General features: G+C 40.3%; 16 protein-coding genes. 10 read left to right on the top strand and 6 right to left on the bottom strand.

The window, feature by feature from the left end:
- Positions 1 to 67: 67 nt before the first annotated feature.
- Both Q1W14_RS05920 and Q1W14_RS05915 read left to right on the top strand, forming a co-directional pair.
- A complete protein-coding gene (locus Q1W14_RS05920) occupies positions 68 to 2053 on the top strand; it encodes an alpha-L-arabinofuranosidase C-terminal domain-containing protein (RefSeq protein ID WP_300699883.1) in 1986 nt (661 codons plus the stop codon).
- A gap of 11 nt (positions 2054 to 2064) precedes the next feature.
- Positions 2065 to 3039: a glycoside hydrolase family 43 protein gene (locus Q1W14_RS05915; protein ID WP_300699971.1), complete on the top strand. Its 975-nt coding sequence runs from the start codon at positions 2065 to 2067 to the stop codon at positions 3037 to 3039.
- 129 nt (positions 3040 to 3168) lie between these two features.
- Here the strand turns inward: Q1W14_RS05915 and galK are convergent, their stop codons facing one another.
- From galK to Q1W14_RS05900, 3 genes are read right to left on the bottom strand one after another with little or no spacing between them, the layout of a single operon-like run.
- Entirely contained in the window at positions 3169 to 4323 is a 1155-nt protein-coding gene (gene galK, locus Q1W14_RS05910) for a galactokinase (protein ID WP_300699881.1), read from the bottom strand.
- A 53-nt stretch (positions 4324 to 4376) separates the two neighbouring features.
- Positions 4377 to 5687 (bottom strand): MFS transporter, encoded by a 1311-nt coding sequence (locus Q1W14_RS05905; protein WP_300699880.1) that lies wholly within the window; start codon positions 5685 to 5687, stop codon positions 4377 to 4379.
- Positions 5688 to 5728: 41 nt separating this feature from the next.
- A complete protein-coding gene (locus Q1W14_RS05900) occupies positions 5729 to 6826 on the bottom strand; it encodes an aldose epimerase family protein (RefSeq protein ID WP_300699879.1) in 1098 nt (365 codons plus the stop codon).
- 199 nt (positions 6827 to 7025) lie between these two features.
- Here Q1W14_RS05900 and Q1W14_RS05895 point away from each other — a divergent pair, with 199 nt between their 5' ends.
- Positions 7026 to 7997 (top strand): type I phosphomannose isomerase catalytic subunit, encoded by a 972-nt coding sequence (locus tag Q1W14_RS05895; RefSeq protein WP_300699878.1) that lies wholly within the window; start codon positions 7026 to 7028, stop codon positions 7995 to 7997.
- A gap of 97 nt (positions 7998 to 8094) precedes the next feature.
- Here Q1W14_RS05895 and Q1W14_RS05890 read toward each other — a convergent pair whose 3' ends face one another.
- Genes Q1W14_RS05890 through Q1W14_RS05880 form a run of 3 tightly spaced genes read right to left on the bottom strand, consistent with a single transcriptional unit; the run spans position 8095 to position 8963 of the window.
- Positions 8095 to 8358: a hypothetical protein gene (locus Q1W14_RS05890; RefSeq protein ID WP_300699876.1), complete on the bottom strand. Its 264-nt coding sequence runs from the start codon at positions 8356 to 8358 to the stop codon at positions 8095 to 8097.
- Between the two features lie 7 nt (positions 8359 to 8365).
- Positions 8366 to 8731 carry a phage holin family protein gene (locus Q1W14_RS05885; protein ID WP_300699874.1) on the bottom strand — a complete coding sequence of 122 codons (366 nt, stop codon included), beginning with the start codon at positions 8729 to 8731 and terminating at the stop codon, positions 8366 to 8368.
- Positions 8732 to 8753: 22 nt separating this feature from the next.
- Positions 8754 to 8963, bottom strand: coding sequence for a YtxH domain-containing protein (locus Q1W14_RS05880; RefSeq protein ID WP_300699872.1), 210 nt, complete (start codon positions 8961 to 8963; stop codon positions 8754 to 8756).
- A 230-nt stretch (positions 8964 to 9193) separates the two neighbouring features.
- Here Q1W14_RS05880 and Q1W14_RS05875 point away from each other — a divergent pair, with 230 nt between their 5' ends.
- The 7 genes from Q1W14_RS05875 (at position 9194) to Q1W14_RS05845 (ending at position 16475) form a co-directional block, all read left to right on the top strand.
- Positions 9194 to 9694, top strand: a complete 501-nt coding sequence (locus Q1W14_RS05875; protein WP_300699871.1) for an SPOR domain-containing protein — start codon at positions 9194 to 9196, stop codon at positions 9692 to 9694.
- Positions 9695 to 9932: 238 nt separating this feature from the next.
- A complete protein-coding gene (gene cysQ / locus Q1W14_RS05870) occupies positions 9933 to 10748 on the top strand; it encodes a 3'(2'),5'-bisphosphate nucleotidase CysQ (protein ID WP_300699869.1) in 816 nt (271 codons plus the stop codon).
- A gap of 17 nt (positions 10749 to 10765) precedes the next feature.
- On the top strand, positions 10766 to 12319 hold the full coding sequence (locus Q1W14_RS05865; RefSeq protein WP_300699867.1) for an SLC13 family permease: 1554 nt from the start codon (positions 10766 to 10768) through the stop codon (positions 12317 to 12319).
- 7 nt (positions 12320 to 12326) lie between these two features.
- The gene (gene cysC, locus Q1W14_RS05860; RefSeq protein ID WP_300699865.1) at positions 12327 to 12926 is read left to right on the top strand and encodes an adenylyl-sulfate kinase; all 600 of its coding nucleotides are present in this window, start codon (positions 12327 to 12329) and stop codon (positions 12924 to 12926) included.
- A 6-nt stretch (positions 12927 to 12932) separates the two neighbouring features.
- On the top strand, positions 12933 to 13844 hold the full coding sequence (gene cysD / locus Q1W14_RS05855) for a sulfate adenylyltransferase subunit CysD (RefSeq protein ID WP_013548375.1): 912 nt from the start codon (positions 12933 to 12935) through the stop codon (positions 13842 to 13844).
- A gap of 30 nt (positions 13845 to 13874) precedes the next feature.
- Positions 13875 to 15335: a sulfate adenylyltransferase subunit CysN gene (gene cysN, locus Q1W14_RS05850; protein WP_300699863.1), complete on the top strand. Its 1461-nt coding sequence runs from the start codon at positions 13875 to 13877 to the stop codon at positions 15333 to 15335.
- 33 nt (positions 15336 to 15368) lie between these two features.
- A complete protein-coding gene (locus tag Q1W14_RS05845; RefSeq protein ID WP_300699862.1) occupies positions 15369 to 16475 on the top strand; it encodes a sulfotransferase in 1107 nt (368 codons plus the stop codon).
- Positions 16476 to 16492 lie beyond the last annotated feature (17 nt).

Genomic DNA, 16492 nt, shown 5'->3' with positions numbered 1-16492 from the left:
AAGTATGAAAAAGTAGTGATGTGCTGCCATGAAGGTAATTATGAATATAAACTTATCTAATAGAAACATGATTAAAAGCAAAGGATTATTAGCCGTTATGGCCTTGACCGCAGGCATGATGCTTCAGGCTCAGACCAATGAACTCGTCGTGCAAACCAAGAAACTGGGTGCGGAAATACAGCCCACCATGTATGGGCTCTTTTTTGAAGACATTAACTATGCCGCTGATGGTGGGCTCTATGCCGAGTTGGTGAAGAACCGTTCCTTCGAGTTCCCGCAGAAACTAATGGGCTGGAAGACCTTCGGGCGTGTGTCGCTGAAGGACGATGGACCGTTTGAGAAGAATCCCCATTATGTGCGTTTGGCCTATGCTGGACATCCGCACAAGCAGACGGGGCTGGATAACGAAGGTTTCTTTGGTATCGGTGTGAAGCAGGGCGAGGAGTATCGCTTCTCTGTGTGGGCACGCATCCCCGATGGTGGGGAGGCCGGAAAGATTCGTATTGAGCTGGTCGATACTAAATCCATGGGCGAACAACATGCTTTGACCACCAGTGAACTGGTTATTGATTCGCGTGAATGGAAGAAGTATCAGGTGATGCTGAAGCCTGTCGTTACAGATTCTAAAGCCGTGCTCCGTATCTTCCTAGCCTCACCGCAGACGGTGGACTTGGAGCATGTCTCGCTCTTTCCCGTCGATACCTGGCAGGGACATGAGAACGGTCTGCGCAAGGACCTTGCCCAAGCACTGGCTGACATCAAGCCTGGTATCTTCCGTTTCCCCGGTGGATGCATCGTGGAAGGTACCGACTTGGAGACGCGCTATGACTGGAAGAATTCTGTGGGGCCGGTCGAAAACCGACCGCTCAACGAAAATCGTTGGCAGTACACCTTCCCGCACCGCTTCTATCCCGACTACTATCAGAGCTATGGACTGGGGTTCTATGAATTCTTCCAACTCTCCGAAGAGATTGGTGCTGAGCCACTCCCCGTATTGAGTTGCGGATTGGCATGCCAGTTCCAAAATCCGAATGCAGATGCTCATGCAGATGTTTGTGATTTGCAGTCTTATATTCAGGATGCACTCGATTTGATTGAGTTTGCCAACGGTGATGTTAATACCAAATGGGGTAAAGTACGTGCCGACATGGGGCATCCTGCATCTTTCAACCTCAAGTTTATCGGCATCGGCAACGAGCAATGGGGAACTGAATATCCTGAACATCTTGTACCTTTTGTTGAGGCCATCCGTAAGGTTTATCCTGATATAAAAATTATAGGTAGTTCAGGTCCTGACTCCGAAGGAAAGCAATTCGATTACCTCTGGCCTGAGATGAAACGCCTGAAAGCCGACTTGGTGGACGAGCATTTCTATCGTCCGGAGTCTTGGTTCCTCAGTCAGGGAGCCCGTTATGACAACTACGACCGCAAGGGACCTAAGGTCTTTGCCGGAGAATATGCCTGCCATGGCAAGGGTAAGAAATGGAATCACTACCATGCCGCTCTCCTCGAGGCAGCTTTCATGACCGGACTTGAACGCAATGCCGATATAGTGCACATGGCTACTTATGCTCCGCTCTTTGCACATGTCGAAGGCTGGCAGTGGCGTCCGGATATGATTTGGTATGACAACCTCCAGTCGGTACGCACCGTGAGCTACTATGTGCAGCAACTCTACTCCACCTGCAAGGGTACGAATGTACTTCCTCTGACTATGGACAAGAAACCGCTAACGGGAGCTGAAGGACAGAACGGACTCTTTGCCAGTGCAGTCTACGACGCGGACAAGCATGAAATTATTGTGAAGGTTGCCAATACCTCCGACAAGTCCCAAACGCTGAATCTGACTTTCGACGGACTGAAGAAGCAACAGACGCTTACCGGTGGACGTTGCATCAAACTGAGCTCTGTGGAGATGGATAAGGATAATACGCTTGACAATCCTGTCGCCATCACTCCTCGCGAGTCTGCCTTGCAGGCTGAAGGTCGCTCGTTGAGTGTAGAGCTTGAAGCGAATACATTTGCTGTTTATATCTTGAATTGTACACTATGAAAAAGAATACAATGAATAGGTTTGGCACAATTGTTTTAGGATTCTTTTCTTTTTTGCTGGCAGTCCCGCAGGGGCTGTTAGCAAAAAAGGATACTTCTTTTGTCGCGGATGGCAATCCTCTTGTGAAATATAAATTTGTAGGTGATCCTGCCGCTATGGTTTACGACGGCAAGATCTATATATATGGTGGTCACGATGAATGTCCCCCTCCGGCCGAGCATTATCAGTTGAAGGAATGGTGTGTCTTTTCCTCCGCTGACCTCAAGAATTGGACGGAACATCCCACTCCCTTGAGTGCTTCGGTCTTCTCTTGGGCGAAAGGTGAAGCATGGGCAAGCCAAGTCATTGAGCGTGACGGTAAGTTCTACTGGTACGTCACCGTAGAGCACGGTACTATACCCGGAAAGTCCATAGGTGTTGCTGTTTCCGATTCTCCCATCGGTCCTTTCGTTGATGCTCGTGGTTCTGCCCTCATCACCAACGACATGACTACGGAGCGCAGCCAAAGTTGTTGGGATGATATTGATCCCACTGTCTTTATTGACGACGACGGTCAGGCTTACCTCTGCTGGGGCAACAGCCAATGCTACTATGCCCGCTTAAAGAAGAACATGACGGAACTGGACGGTTCTATCATTCCTATCGACTTGCCTCGTTTCACGGAGGCTCCTTGGATTCATAAACGTGGGGGCTGGTATTACCTTTCCTATGCCTCCGAGTTTCCCGAAAAGATTTGTTACGCCATGAGCCGTAGCATCACGGGACCTTGGGAATACAAAGGACTTCTGAACGAATTGGCAGGTAACTGCAACACCAATCATCAGGCTATCATCGAGTTCAAAGACGACTGGTATTTCATTTATCACAATGGTGCCATCAATACCGCCGGAGGCAGTTTTCGCCGTTCGGTATGCATCGATCGCTTGTTTTACAATGACGATGGTACACTGAAGCGCATTCAGATGACTTCTGAAGGAATTTGGTGAAAGAACAGATTTTAGCATTGACAGGGTTAGGTCAATTTTAAGTTTAGTTTGGATTTAAAAAAAAGAAGGGCGCCTTTCTCATTTTGAAGAAAGCGCCCTTTTTAGCGTTGTTAACGGAAAGTCTGTTGCTTATTCTACTCTGCGAGCACCGTCACTGATGACCACATCATATACTTTCGGACTTCTGCCAAACTTCACTTTGAACTGATCTTTGGCTTTTTCAATGAAGGTAGTGTACAATTCATCTTTCACCAAGTTGATGGTACAACCACCGAAACCGCCACCCATAACGCGTGAACCGGTTACGCCACAATCAAAAGCAAGGTCATTGAGGAAGTCGAGCTCTTCACAGCTTACTTCGTACAATTTGCTCATGCCATGATGAGTTTCGTACATTTTTTGACCTACAGTTTCGTAGTCACCTCTTTCCAAAGCATCACAAACATCAAGTACACGTTGGATTTCTTCGATTACATACTCGGCACGCATATAGTCTTCGGCACTGATTTCTGCTTTAGACTCTTCCAGCATTTCCATTGTACAGTCACGCAAGAATTCTACATGCGGGTGTTTCTTTTGGATAGCGGCAACAGCTGCTTCACAGCTCTGACGACGCTTGTTATAAGCCGATGATGCCAATTCATGTTTAACTACTGAATCTACAAGTACCAAACGATAACCTTTCGGATCGAAGGGGAAGTACTGATATTCCAGTGAACGACAATCCAAACGAATAAGACTACCTTGTTTTCCAAATACGGATGCAAACTGATCCATGATACCGCAGTTAACACCACAGTAATTATGTTCTGTTGCTTGGCCAACTTTGGCAAGTTCGAATTTGTCTATTTTGTTATCTCCAAATAGATCGTTTATTGCATAAGCATAAGTACTTTCCAGTGCAGCGGAAGAAGACATGCCAGCGCCCAGAGGTACATCACCTGCAAAAGCCGTATTGAAGCCTTTTACATCTACACCGCGTTTCATCATTTCCCGGCATACACCGAAGATATATCTTGCCCAGCTGGCACGGGGAGCATCTTCTTCATTCAAACCAAATTCCACATAGTCTTTTAAGTCAATGGAATAAGCTTTTACAATGTTTGTGCCATTGGGTTTTACTTCAGCAACCATCCCTTTGTCGATAGCTCCGGGAAATACAAAACCACCATTGTAGTCAGTGTGCTCACCGATAAGGTTGATGCGTCCCGGGGAAGCATATACTGCTCCTGTTGTTCCGTCAAAGTGCTTAATGAAGCGGCTTCTTACGTATTCTATTTCCATGATATAATATTTTTATAAGGTGAATAAATCTAATTACCTATATATGTCTTTTTTTATTCTACTGAAATATCCTTATTAACATTCTTGCAACCTACTAAACCGTAGAATAGCAGATAAGCCAATGCGGCAATGATAACCCAGTAACTAGGCATGAAACCAGCGATGTCAGCAACCAAACCTTGAATAACAGGCAGGATACCACCACCACAAACTAATACCATAAACAAACCGGAAGCAGCAGCCAGATATTTTCCTAATCCTTCTACTGCCAAGTTAAAGATACCACCCCACATGATAGAAGTACACAAACCAACTAATACCAAATACATTGCATTAATAGGCACTTCTGCAAGTCCGAAAGACAAACCACCGGTAGCACTTTGTTGAAGTACTGGTAAATTAACCAAAGAACCTGTTGATGAGAAAATAGCAAGGAATACCAAGATTAAACCTAAAGCGGAAGTAAAAGTAAGCATTGCTTTACTTGATATTTTAGCACCTAATGAAGCACCTGCCAAACGTCCGATCAACATCAGGAACCAATATGTTCCTACTACAAATCCGGAGATAGTAGAAGGGATACCTGCACCACCCTTATCAATAGGGTCAGTCAAGAACAAATTTAAAGTACCCGGTACACCTACTTCAATACCTACATATACGAAGATTGCAATAGCTCCTAGTACGAAATGACGGAATTTTAAAGCTCCGGACATTAATTTACCGATAGGCTCTGTTGCTTTAGCAGCATTAGGTTCGGGGATTGGTACAAACAAAAGTACAAAGAATGCAAGAGCAAATACAGCCATTGCTGTGTACATTACAGGGAAGATCTGAGAAATTGTAGCTTTCTCGATGGCACCGGCAATAAGAATACCTACGAACATAGGAGTAATAGTTGCCATTACGGAGTTGAAAGAACCACCGACTTGGATAAGCTGATTTCCTTTGTTTCCTTCACCGCCGAGTTTGTTCAACATCGGGTTAACAACTGTATTAAGCAAACACATGGAGAAACCTGCAATAAATGCACCAGCCAAATATACTGCAAATGCCATTTCAGGACTGGCGTGACCTGATAAGAATTGGATGCCTACGCCTATAAAACCAACAGCTACTGCAATAAGTGCTGTTTTCTTATATCCTACTCGTGATAATAGAATTCCGCTGGGGATTCCCATCACTGCGTATGCAATAAAGTTACCGAAGTTACCCAGCATACCTAATGCGTTAGATACAGAGAATTGGTTTTTCAATACAATTCCCATAGGAGCGGCAAGATTGGTAACAAATGAAATCATACCAAAAAGGAAAATCATCGTAATGATTGCGATGAGCTTACCATTCGTTTTTTGTTGTGTCATGGTTTAAAAAAAATTATAAGTTTATAATTAGGTTAGTTATTTTATTCTTGTACACCAAATTTGTAGATGGTTATCTGCTGATACTCATCACCCGGTAGCAATATAGCTGATGGAAAATGAGGTTTGTTTGGTGTGTCCGGGAAGCATTGTGCTTCAAAGCAAACTGCACTTCTGGCAGGGAAAATTGCTCCGTGGGCACCGGTAAAGCCATTCAACCAGTTCCCAGTATAGAGCTGAACTCCAAGCTCAGTAGTATAGACTTCCATAGTACGCCCACTGATAGGTTCCGTACAGGTTGCTGCAAGGCTTAATTCACCATTCTCCGATTTATTTAATGCGTAACAATGGTCGTAACCTGCACCGTTTACCATCTGCTGGGAATTATCATCAATTCGTTCACCAAGCGTGTGTGGTGTACGGAAATCCAATGCAGTACCTTCCACTTTTAGTATTTCGCCGGTAGGGATAGATACTTCATCAATGGGAGTATAAAAATCAGCATTAATCGTGACGATGTTATTTAAAACGCTAGGAGAAGGATTGGCGATACCTGCCAGATTGAAAAAACCATGACTGGTCAAATTGACTATTGTAGCTTTGTCGGTTGTTGCTCGGTATTCTATGACTAATGCATTGATTTCATCTTCCAAGCGATAAGTCAGTTCTACTTCCAGATTGCCGGGGAAGCCTTCTTCACCATCAGCTGATATGTAGTTGAAAATAACGGTAGAGGAATCTGGCTGTGTAGCATCCCATACTCTGGTATGGAAACCGGTAGGACCACCATGTAATGAATTAGGGCCATTATTGATTGCTAACTGATGCTCTTCGCCATATAAGTTGAATTTTCCTTTGGCAATGCGATTGCCGTAACGTCCGATTACCGTATTAAGGAAAGGTTCAGGACTATTGATGACATTATCAATACTGTCGTGCCCTAAAACTACATTAGCATATTTCCCGTTTTTATCGGGTACCATGATGGAAAGGATAGCACATCCGTAATTAGTTACTGCAACTTCCATTCCCTGAACATTTCGAAGGATAAATAGATCTGTCTTTTTATCATTTAAATCCTTTTGAAAGTCTTTTTTGTCCAGACCGGACAAATTGCTTTCTGTTGGAGCGGTGTTTATCATACTGTGGTATTATTTAAATTTCTTGCAAATAAAAAGAAATTCTTTTGTTCTCCCAAGCAATTGGAAGGAAATGTGGAAAACATTTTAGGAAAGTTTAGCGTTTAACAAATAGAAGACAAATTGATATTTTTTGTATGTTTGCTGCCATAATCTGAAAAGATCATATCATTAACTGAATGTTTTATATAAAAAAAAACGAATGTATCCTCTAAAATTTGAGTCTACCTTGAAGCAAACGCTTTGGGGAGGCGACAAGATTATTCCATTCAAACATTTGAATGAAGACCTTTCTAATGTGGGTGAGAGTTGGGAAGTATCAGCTGTTGAAGGTAGCGAGTCTATTGTAGCTAATGGAGTTGATAAAGGATTAACACTACCGGAGATGGTCAGGAAGTATAAAGAAGATCTGGTAGGCGAGACTAACTATGCGCGTTTCGGTTCAAAATTTCCTTTGTTGATAAAGTTTATTGATGCAAAATTAGACTTGTCAATACAAGTACATCCAGGTGATGAGTTGGCGAAAAAGCGTCATAACAGTTTTGGTAAAAATGAAATGTGGTATGTTATTGCTGCAGATAAAGGTGCCAAACTAATCTCAGGTTTTTCGGAACAAATTACTCCGAAAGAGTATAAAGAGAGAGTTCATAACGGCACTTTTGCAGAAGTATTGCAGACATGTGACATCAAACCTGGTGATGTGTTTTATGTACCGGCTGGTCGTGTTCATGGTATTGGAGCAGGCGCTTTTGTAGCAGAAATTCAGCAAACATCCGATATAACCTATCGTATTTTCGATTACGATCGGAAAGATAAAGATGGAAAGTCGCGTGAGTTGCATACAAGCCAGGCAATGGATGCCATTAACTTCACTGACGTACAAGATGATTTTCGTACTGACTATGAGCTGTCGCAGAATGAACCGGTTGAGATAGTAGCTAGTCCTTATTTTACTACTTCTGTCTATGATATGACCGAAGAAATCACTTGCGATTATTCTGAACTGGATTCTTTTGTAATCTTTATCTGTGTAGAAGGTGCTTGTAGTCTGGTGGATAATGAAAAAAATGAAATTTCATTGCAGGCTGGAGAAACAGTATTGCTTCCGGCAGCAATTCAGGAAGTAACGATCATACCACAAGGTCGTGTGAAATTACTTGAAACTTATGTCTGAGAATTGAATAAAACAATCAGATAAATTTAAGAAAGGGCACAAATAAAGTAAATCTTTAAATTGTGCCCTTTTTCTATGTTAGTTGTAATATTTTTCTTTATATATTTTTCCTTCCAAATATTTTTTTGAATTTCCTCATTAATTTTAGTCCCAACATTACACCATCAAAGACTGCCATGCCGGTGTTGAAAGCTCTCATCATAGAACTGGCTTTGTCCGCAGCTGGAGCGAGCGGAGCAAAAATGTCCCGTGCAAGTTCATTCATGACATCTTTTTGCTCGTGAATTTGCTCTAGTAATTCAGCTTTTTGTTGTGCAATACTTTTTAAAGTGATAGGAAATGTATGGGATGTACTGTTCATGGATATTCTATTTTAAATCAGATGAACCTAAAAAAAGTTTCGCAATAAATTTTACAGTCGGGTTAATGATAAGCTGTTTACGAAATATAATGAGTAATACGATAAGCAGAATGTGGAAACAAGCAATCAAAGTATAGCTTGTCATTAATCCGCCTACCAATGGCGCCAATACATAAACCAGTGCGGATGAAAGATGAAACAGAACCACTACGCTGAGTGTAACGACTAGTACTACTAAGATAAATGTAGAAAGCAAGATGGAAAGTTTTTCGGTAACTTCCAATTTTGTGTATTCTTTCTGAAGTTCCAGATATTTCTTGAATTCGATGAATAACTGTTGGATACTATCAATGCTTTTGTCGTCTGAAAACATAGTGGTTCTATTTTAAATAACTTTATTCTGTTGCTTCACCTTTAATTTCTGCAGCAATTTCATCTACCAGGTTTTCCATCTCGTTTCGGTTCAGACGGATGCCTTTTTTACGAAGAATTTCTGCAATTTTATTACGAGTATCTTCTCCTTTTTCAGGAGCGAATAAAATACCAAGAGCTGCACCAACTGCGGCGCCGCCCAAGAAAGCAGCCAAAACATTTAATCCTTTCATAATGTATTCCTTTCTTTTAAGAGGTTCATATGACAAAAATAACAATAATTTTTGAAACTTTGTTCGTCATCTTTGTTTTTTTAGGAATAATTCTTTGAAAGATGATGAAATTTCTATTAATTTGCTGTCCGAAAGTATAGATTGTGTAAATCGTGATATTTTGTATCGTTTATGCAATGCAGTTTTGAGATGGAATAGACGTAGAATTTATTAACAAAAAAATAGAAAGAATGAAAAAACTAATTGTATTGGGAATGGGAGTATGCGTAGCATTGGCATTCTCTTCTTGTAAATCAAGTGAAAGTGCTTATAAGAAAGCATACGAAAAAGCTAAACAACAAGAACTGGCAGAACCACAGGCTACTACCTCTGCTGATGATGTGGCTCCTGTAGTGAGTGCTCCTACTGAAGCAAGAGTTGTAGAAAGTTCAAATGCCGGCGTACGTCAAGAGAAAGTAACGGTAGTTTCTGGCACTAGTGGTTTAAAAGATTATAGTGTGGTATGCGGTAGTTTTGGAGTAAAGGCTAATGCTGAAAACCTGAAAGATTATTTAGATAAACAAGGTTATGATGCAATAGTTGTATTTAATGCAGATGCTGCTATGTATCGTGTAATCGTTAATACTTTTGCTGATAGAGCATCGGCTGCTAATGCTCGTGATGCATTCAAAGCTAAATATCCTAATCGTAAGGATTTCCAAGGAGCTTGGCTGTTGTATCGCATCAATTAATAGAATTCTTTTTGGTAATACATAAGAAAGGGGTATTTTCCTCCTTTCATAGTTAAGGCAGTAACTGTGAAGTTACTGCCTTTTTAGTTGGAAATGAGTTTAAAAGCCTAGCTTTACAGTGTGAAAAGTACTTATAAATTTCTCTTTATCGTTTAAAAGAAGTTATAAAAAAAGCATTGGAAACTTTTTGAGATAGAAAAGTTTTAATTTTGCACCTCATATTTGTTAAGAATATAGTATGGAACGACGATATATACTGAATGCTATTGACGCTGCCCTTCAGGCTGGTGAGAAAATTCTTTCCATTTACAATGATCCGGCATCTGATTTTCAGATAGAAAAAAAAGCGGATAATTCTCCCTTAACTATCGCTGACCGTGAAGCTCATAATATTATTTGTGAGTATTTGAATGATACACCTCATCCAATATTGAGTGAGGAAGGAAGACATTTGCCTTATTCGGAACGGCATAATTGGGAGACTCTATGGATTGTTGATCCACTGGATGGTACAAAAGAATTTATTAAACGGAATGGGGAGTTTACTGTAAATATAGCCTTGGTTCATAATTCTGTGCCTGTAATGGGCATAATCTATTTGCCTGTATTGAGAGAACTCTATTTTGCAGAAGAAAGTTTGGGAGCATATAAATTATCTGATATTATCGAACGTGGTGAATTATCTTTAGATGAATTAATTGCATCTTCTATTCGTTTACCAGAGACTAGAATAAGTGATAAGTATGTAATTGTAGCTTCCCGCTCACATCTGAGTTCTGAAACAGAATCATATATTAAGGAAAAGAAGGATCTCTATGCTGATGTTGAGTTGATATCAAGTGGTAGCTCAATTAAAATATGCCTGGTTGCTGAAGGTAAAGCTGATGTATATCCGCGCTTTGCACCAACAATGGAATGGGATACGGCAGCCGGACATGCAATTGCAAGAGCGGCAGGAAAAGAGATATATCAAGCAGGGAAGAATGAGCCTTTGGTATATAATAAAGAAGATTTATTAAACCCTTGGTTTGTTGTAGAAAACAAACATTCATAAATGAAATAACGACTTATATGACGTTTGAAATATTGTTTGTGCTATTGGCTCTGTTGGGCATGGTGATCGCTTTGGTACTGGATAAAATGCGTCCGGGTATGGTCTTGTTTTCAGTGGTAGTATTATTCCTTTGTGCAGGCATTTTAACACCTAAAGAAATGCTGGAAGGATTTAGTAATAAAGGAATGATTACTGTTGCCATGTTATTCTTGGTAAGTGAAGGCATTCGTCAGTCCGGAGCATTGGGACAAGTTATTAAAAGACTGCTTCCTCAAAGTAAAACCACGGTATTCAAAGCGCAATTCCGGATGTTACCGACTATTGCTTTTATTTCTGCATTTCTGAATAATACACCGGTAGTTGTTATTTTCGCTCCAATTATAAAGCGATGGGCAGAATCGGTGAAACTTCCGGCTACTAAATTCTTAATACCTCTTTCTTATGTAACTATTTTAGGTGGTATATGTACGCTGATCGGTACTTCTACTAACTTGGTAGTGCACGGTATGATATTGGAGGCTGGCTTCGAAGGGTTCACCATGTTTGAATTAGGAAAAGTCGGAATATTCATAGCCATTGCCGGTATTATTTATTTGTTTGCTTTTTCTTCCAAGCTTTTGCCGGATGTTCGTACAGATGCGATCAAGCAAGATGAAGAACCTGAAGAACATGGTGATATGCACCGAGTGGAAGCTGTGCTTGGTCCTCGTTTCCCTGGTATCAATAAGAAACTTGGAGACTTTGACTTTAAGAGGCACTATGGAGCGGATGTAATAGAGATTAAACGCGGTGGTCAGAGTTTTACTCAAAATTTAGAGAATGAATATTTTCGCGAAGGTGATACATTGGTAATAATGGCAGATGATTCTTTTGTGAAAACTTGGGGAGAATCTTCTGTATTTGTAATGTTGGCGAATGGTAAAGATACAGAGCCCACGCCTGGTAAGGGAAAACGGTGGTTTGCACTTCTCTTGTTGATCTTGATGATTACCGGTGCAACGGTTGGTGAACTTCCTGCAGTGAAGGAGGCTTTTCCCGCTATTAAATTAGATATGTTCTTTTTTGTTTCTGTAACTACAATAATTATGGCATGGACAAAGATTTTTCCGGCACGTAAATATACAAAATACATATCTTGGGATATCTTGATAACGATTGCATGTGCTTTTGCAATTAGCAAAGCAATGGTTAATTCGGGTGTGGCGGATGTTGTGGCACGTTATATTATTACAATGAGCGATCATTACGGGCCTCATGTCTTGTTAGCTGCTGTGTTTATTATAACTAATTTATTCACAGAACTTATCACGAATAATGCTGCTGCAGCTCTTGCTTTTCCGTTAGCACTTTCTATATCTTCACAGATGGGAGTCAGTCCGATGCCATTCTTTGTTGTGATTTGTATGGCAGCATCTGCTAGCTTCTCCACACCAATCGGTTATCAAACAAACTTGATTGTTCAAGGTATCGGTAATTACAAATTTACTGACTTTGTTCGTATTGGTTTGCCGTTGAATATAATTACATTTTTGATATCCATTATTTTAATCCCATTAATATGGCCATTTTAATTGAATTATGACAGATAATATATATCCTATCTTTGATAAAATGTTGGCGCGGCAAGATAAAGAGAAACTTCTTGGTCAACATAGTGCGATGATTTGGTTCACCGGTTTAAGTGGCTCGGGTAAGAGTACAATTGCTATAGCCTTAGAACGTGAGCTGCATAAGCGCGGATTACTTTGCCGAATATTGGACGGTGATAATATCCGTAGTGGTATCAATAATAACTTGGGCTTTACAGAAGCTGACCGTGTTGAGAATATACGTCGAATTGCGGAAGTCTCTAAACTTTTTATAGATGCAGGCATTATAACTATTGCAGCTTTTATAAGTCCCAATAATGATATTCGTGAGATGGCTGCTAATATTATCGGACAGGATGATTTCCTGGAAGTCTATGTTAGTACACCCATTGAGGAGTGCGAACGTCGTGATGTAAAAGGACTTTATGCCAAAGCACGCAGAGGTGAAATCAAAAACTTTACGGGGATTTCAGCTCCATTTGAAGCACCAACTCATCCGGCACTGACACTAGATACATCCATGCTTAGTTTGGAAGAATCCGTAAATAAGCTTTTAGAACTCATTTTACCAAGAATTCAGAAGAAATAATTTATAATGAAAGAAGAATATAAGTTAAGCCATTTGAAAGAACTCGAAGCTGAGTCTATTCATATAATCCGTGAAGTGGCGGCGGAGTTTGAGAATCCGGTGATGTTATATAGCATAGGTAAGGATTCTTCGGTGATGGTGCGTTTGGCTGAGAAAGCCTTTTATCCGGGTAAGGTGCCATTTCCATTGATGCATATCGATTCTAAGTGGAAGTTCAAAGAGATGATACAATTCCGTGATGAATATGCTAAGAAATATGGTTGGAACTTGATAGTAGAGAGCAATATGGAAGCTTTCCATGCAGGTGTAGGTCCCTTTACGCATGGTAGCAAGGTGCATACGGATTTGATGAAAACGCAGGCTTTGCTTCGCGGACTGGATAAATATAAATTTGATGCTGCTTTTGGTGGTGCGCGTCGTGATGAAGAGAAATCGCGTGCGAAGGAGCGTATCTTCTCATTCCGTGATAAATTTCATCAATGGGATCCTAAAAACCAACGTCCTGAGTTGTGGGATAATTATAATGCTCGTGTTCACAAGGGAGAGAGCATTCGGGTATTTCCTATAAGCAACTGGACAGAACTTGACATTTGGCAATATATCCGTTTAGAAAATATTCCTATTGTACCGTTGTATTATGCCAAAGAGCGTCCTTGTGTCGAGATTGATGGTAACTTGATTATGGCCGATGATGATCGTCTGCCGGAACAATATAGGGATAAAATAGAAATGCGCATGGTGCGTTTTCGTACATTAGGTTGTTGGCCGCTGACCGGCGCTGTAGAGAGTAATGCCGATACTATTGAAAAAATTGTGGAGGAGATGATGACTACAACTAAGAGCGAACGTACTACTCGTGTGATTGACTTCGACCAAGATGCAAGCATGGAGCAGAAGAAACGTGAAGGCTACTTCTAAGTAATTAAAAATTAAGAATTAAATTTGAGGATGGATAATAAGTTAGATATAAAGGCATTTCTTGATAAGGACGAACAGAAGGACTTATTGAGATTGTTGACAGCTGGCTCGGTAGATGATGGAAAGTCAACTTTGATAGGACGTTTATTGTTCGATAGTAAAAAACTGTACGAAGACCAGTTGGATGCATTAGAACGTGATAGTAAACGTATGGGAAATGCAGGCGACCATATTGACTATGCATTGTTGCTGGATGGATTGAAAGCCGAACGTGAACAAGGTATCACTATTGACGTGGCTTACCGTTATTTTTCAACGAACAATCGTAAATTTATTATAGCAGATACTCCGGGACATGAACAGTACACCCGAAATATGATTACCGGAGGTTCTACTGCTAATCTGGCAATCATTTTAGTTGATGCTCGCATGGGTGTTATCACACAGACTCGCCGGCATACTTTCTTGGTTTCATTATTGGGAATCAAACATGTAGTGCTTGCCGTTAACAAAATGGACTTGGTAGATTTCTCAGAAGAACGTTTTAATGAGATTGTAGACGAATATAAGAAATTTATAGCTCCTTTGGGACTTCCGGATGTCAATTGCATTCCTTTATCGGCATTAGATGGCGATAATGTTGTAGAGAAGTCTGACCGTACACCTTGGTATAATGGTATATCTCTTCTTGATTTCCTGGAAACAGTACAAATAGGCAACGATCATAATTTTTCTGATTTTCGTTTTCCTGTGCAATATGTGTTGCGTCCGAATCTTGACTTTCGCGGCTTCTGTGGTAAAGTGGCTTCAGGAATTGTGCGTAAAGGAGATGAAGTTATGGCATTGCCGTCGGGTAAGAAGTCACGCGTCAAAAGTATTGTCACCTATGATGGAGAACTGGATTATGCTTTCTCTCCTCAATCCGTTACGTTGACTTTAGAAGATGAGATTGACGTTTCACGAGGTGAAATGTTAGTGCATCCCGATAACCTTCCAATTATGGACCGTAATTTTGAAGCTATGCTAGTATGGATGGATGAGGAAGTTATGGATATTAATAAATCTTTCTTTATTAAGCAGACAACTAATTTGAGCCGTACGCGGGTTGACAATATTAAGTATAAAGTAGATGTCAACACGATGGAACATCTCTCCCTCGAAAATGGGAAGTTGAATAAAGAAACATTACCGATGCAGCTTAACCAAATAGCTCGTGTTGTTTTGACTACAGCCAAAGAAATGTTTTTTGATCCTTATCAGAAGAATAAATCATGCGGTTCATTTATTCTGATAGACCCGATAACCAACAATACCAGTGCGGTGGGAATGATTATCAATAGGGTAGAAGATAAAGATAAGCATTTATCCGAAGACATTCCGGCATTGGATTTGCCGAAATTGGGTATTACTCCTGAACATTATGAAGCTGTAGAAAAAGCAGTGAGAGAGTTGGGACGTCAAGGATTTGAAGTAAGAATCATCAAAGAATAGGCTTCATAATTTATAAATTATAATAATAAAGCAATGGGGTTACTTGAATTCAATAAACTTCCGATAAATACGTTGGTTGGTGCTGATTGGAAAACTTTTAAAGAAATAACAGAAGGGCGGGAAATTGATGCCGCTTATAAAAGTAAGTATAGATTGACAAAAGCTGTTTGTCGTTTACTATCTACTTTGGCGCCAATTCAGAATAAACGTTATCGGGAACTGTTGGCTGATAAACCACTGGAGCATGATCCTGTATTTATTTTGGGACATTGGCGCAGTGGAACGACGTTTGTTCATAATGTTTTCTCTTGTGATAAGCATTTTGGCTATAATACGACTTATCAAACGGTGTTTCCGCATTTGATGATGTGGGGGCAACCCTTTTTTAAGAAAAACATGAGTTGGCTGATGCCTGACAAGCGGCCTACAGATAACATGGAATTGGCAGTGGATCTTCCCCAAGAAGAAGAATTTGCTTTGGCTAATATGATGCCTTATACGTATTATAATTTTTGGTTTCTGCCAAAGTATCAACAAGAATATGCAGACAAATATTTGCTATTTGATGATATTACGGAAAAGGAACTTAAAATATTCGAGGAGACATTTACCAAGTTGATAAAAATCTCTCTTTGGAATACGCATGGGACTCAATTCCTGAGCAAGAATCCACCTCATACAGGTCGTGTAAAAGAGCTTGTGAAGATGTTCCCGAATGCTAAATTCATTTATTTGATGCGGAATCCTTATACAGTGTTCGAGAGCACACGTAGCTTCTTTACTAATACAATTCAGCCATTGAAACTCGAAGATATCAGTAATGAGGTAATAGAACAAAATATTTTGTCTATTTATTCGAAATTATATCATAAATATGAGTCAGACAAAGAGAGTATCCCTGCTGGAAACTTAATTGAAGTGAAATTTGAAGATTTCGAGGCTGATGCAATGGGGATGACCGAGCAGATTTATAAGGCGTTATCAATTCCGGGTTTTGCTGAAGCTCGTGCTGATATAGAAAAGTATGTAGGTGGAAAGAGGGGATATAAAAAGAATAAATATAAATATGATGACCGCACAGTGCAGTTGGTTCAGGAAAACTGGAAATATGCATTGGAGCAGTGGAAGTATGATTTGTAATTTTTTAGTTTTCAATT

Source organism: Bacteroides sp. (assembly GCF_030151085.1).
In the GTDB taxonomy this organism is placed as follows: Bacteria; Bacteroidota; Bacteroidia; order Bacteroidales; family Bacteroidaceae; genus Bacteroides.
The sequence above is the reverse complement of the archived record's forward strand: the minus strand, read 5'-3'. Positions and strand labels throughout refer to the sequence as shown.

What these genes read in the sequence shown, in the direction of transcription:
- Q1W14_RS05920 (WP_300699883.1), top strand. Translation starts at nt 68, where the DNA reads ATGATTAAAAGCAAAGGATTATTAGCCGTTATGGCCTTGACCGCAGGC.
- Q1W14_RS05915 (WP_300699971.1), top strand. Translation starts at nt 2,065, where the DNA reads ATGAATAGGTTTGGCACAATTGTTTTAGGATTCTTTTCTTTTTTGCTG.
- galK (WP_300699881.1), bottom strand. Translation starts at nt 4,323, where the DNA reads ATGGAAATAGAATACGTAAGAAGCCGCTTCATTAAGCACTTTGACGGA.
- Q1W14_RS05905 (WP_300699880.1), bottom strand. Translation starts at nt 5,687, where the DNA reads ATGACACAACAAAAAACGAATGGTAAGCTCATCGCAATCATTACGATG.
- Q1W14_RS05900 (WP_300699879.1), bottom strand. Translation starts at nt 6,826, where the DNA reads ATGATAAACACCGCTCCAACAGAAAGCAATTTGTCCGGTCTGGACAAA.
- Q1W14_RS05895 (WP_300699878.1), top strand. Translation starts at nt 7,026, where the DNA reads ATGTATCCTCTAAAATTTGAGTCTACCTTGAAGCAAACGCTTTGGGGA.
- Q1W14_RS05890 (WP_300699876.1), bottom strand. Translation starts at nt 8,358, where the DNA reads ATGAACAGTACATCCCATACATTTCCTATCACTTTAAAAAGTATTGCA.
- Q1W14_RS05885 (WP_300699874.1), bottom strand. Translation starts at nt 8,731, where the DNA reads ATGTTTTCAGACGACAAAAGCATTGATAGTATCCAACAGTTATTCATC.
- Q1W14_RS05880 (WP_300699872.1), bottom strand. Translation starts at nt 8,963, where the DNA reads ATGAAAGGATTAAATGTTTTGGCTGCTTTCTTGGGCGGCGCCGCAGTT.
- Q1W14_RS05875 (WP_300699871.1), top strand. Translation starts at nt 9,194, where the DNA reads ATGAAAAAACTAATTGTATTGGGAATGGGAGTATGCGTAGCATTGGCA.
- cysQ (WP_300699869.1), top strand. Translation starts at nt 9,933, where the DNA reads ATGGAACGACGATATATACTGAATGCTATTGACGCTGCCCTTCAGGCT.
- Q1W14_RS05865 (WP_300699867.1), top strand. Translation starts at nt 10,766, where the DNA reads ATGACGTTTGAAATATTGTTTGTGCTATTGGCTCTGTTGGGCATGGTG.
- cysC (WP_300699865.1), top strand. Translation starts at nt 12,327, where the DNA reads ATGACAGATAATATATATCCTATCTTTGATAAAATGTTGGCGCGGCAA.
- cysD (WP_013548375.1), top strand. Translation starts at nt 12,933, where the DNA reads ATGAAAGAAGAATATAAGTTAAGCCATTTGAAAGAACTCGAAGCTGAG.
- cysN (WP_300699863.1), top strand. Translation starts at nt 13,875, where the DNA reads ATGGATAATAAGTTAGATATAAAGGCATTTCTTGATAAGGACGAACAG.
- Q1W14_RS05845 (WP_300699862.1), top strand. Translation starts at nt 15,369, where the DNA reads ATGGGGTTACTTGAATTCAATAAACTTCCGATAAATACGTTGGTTGGT.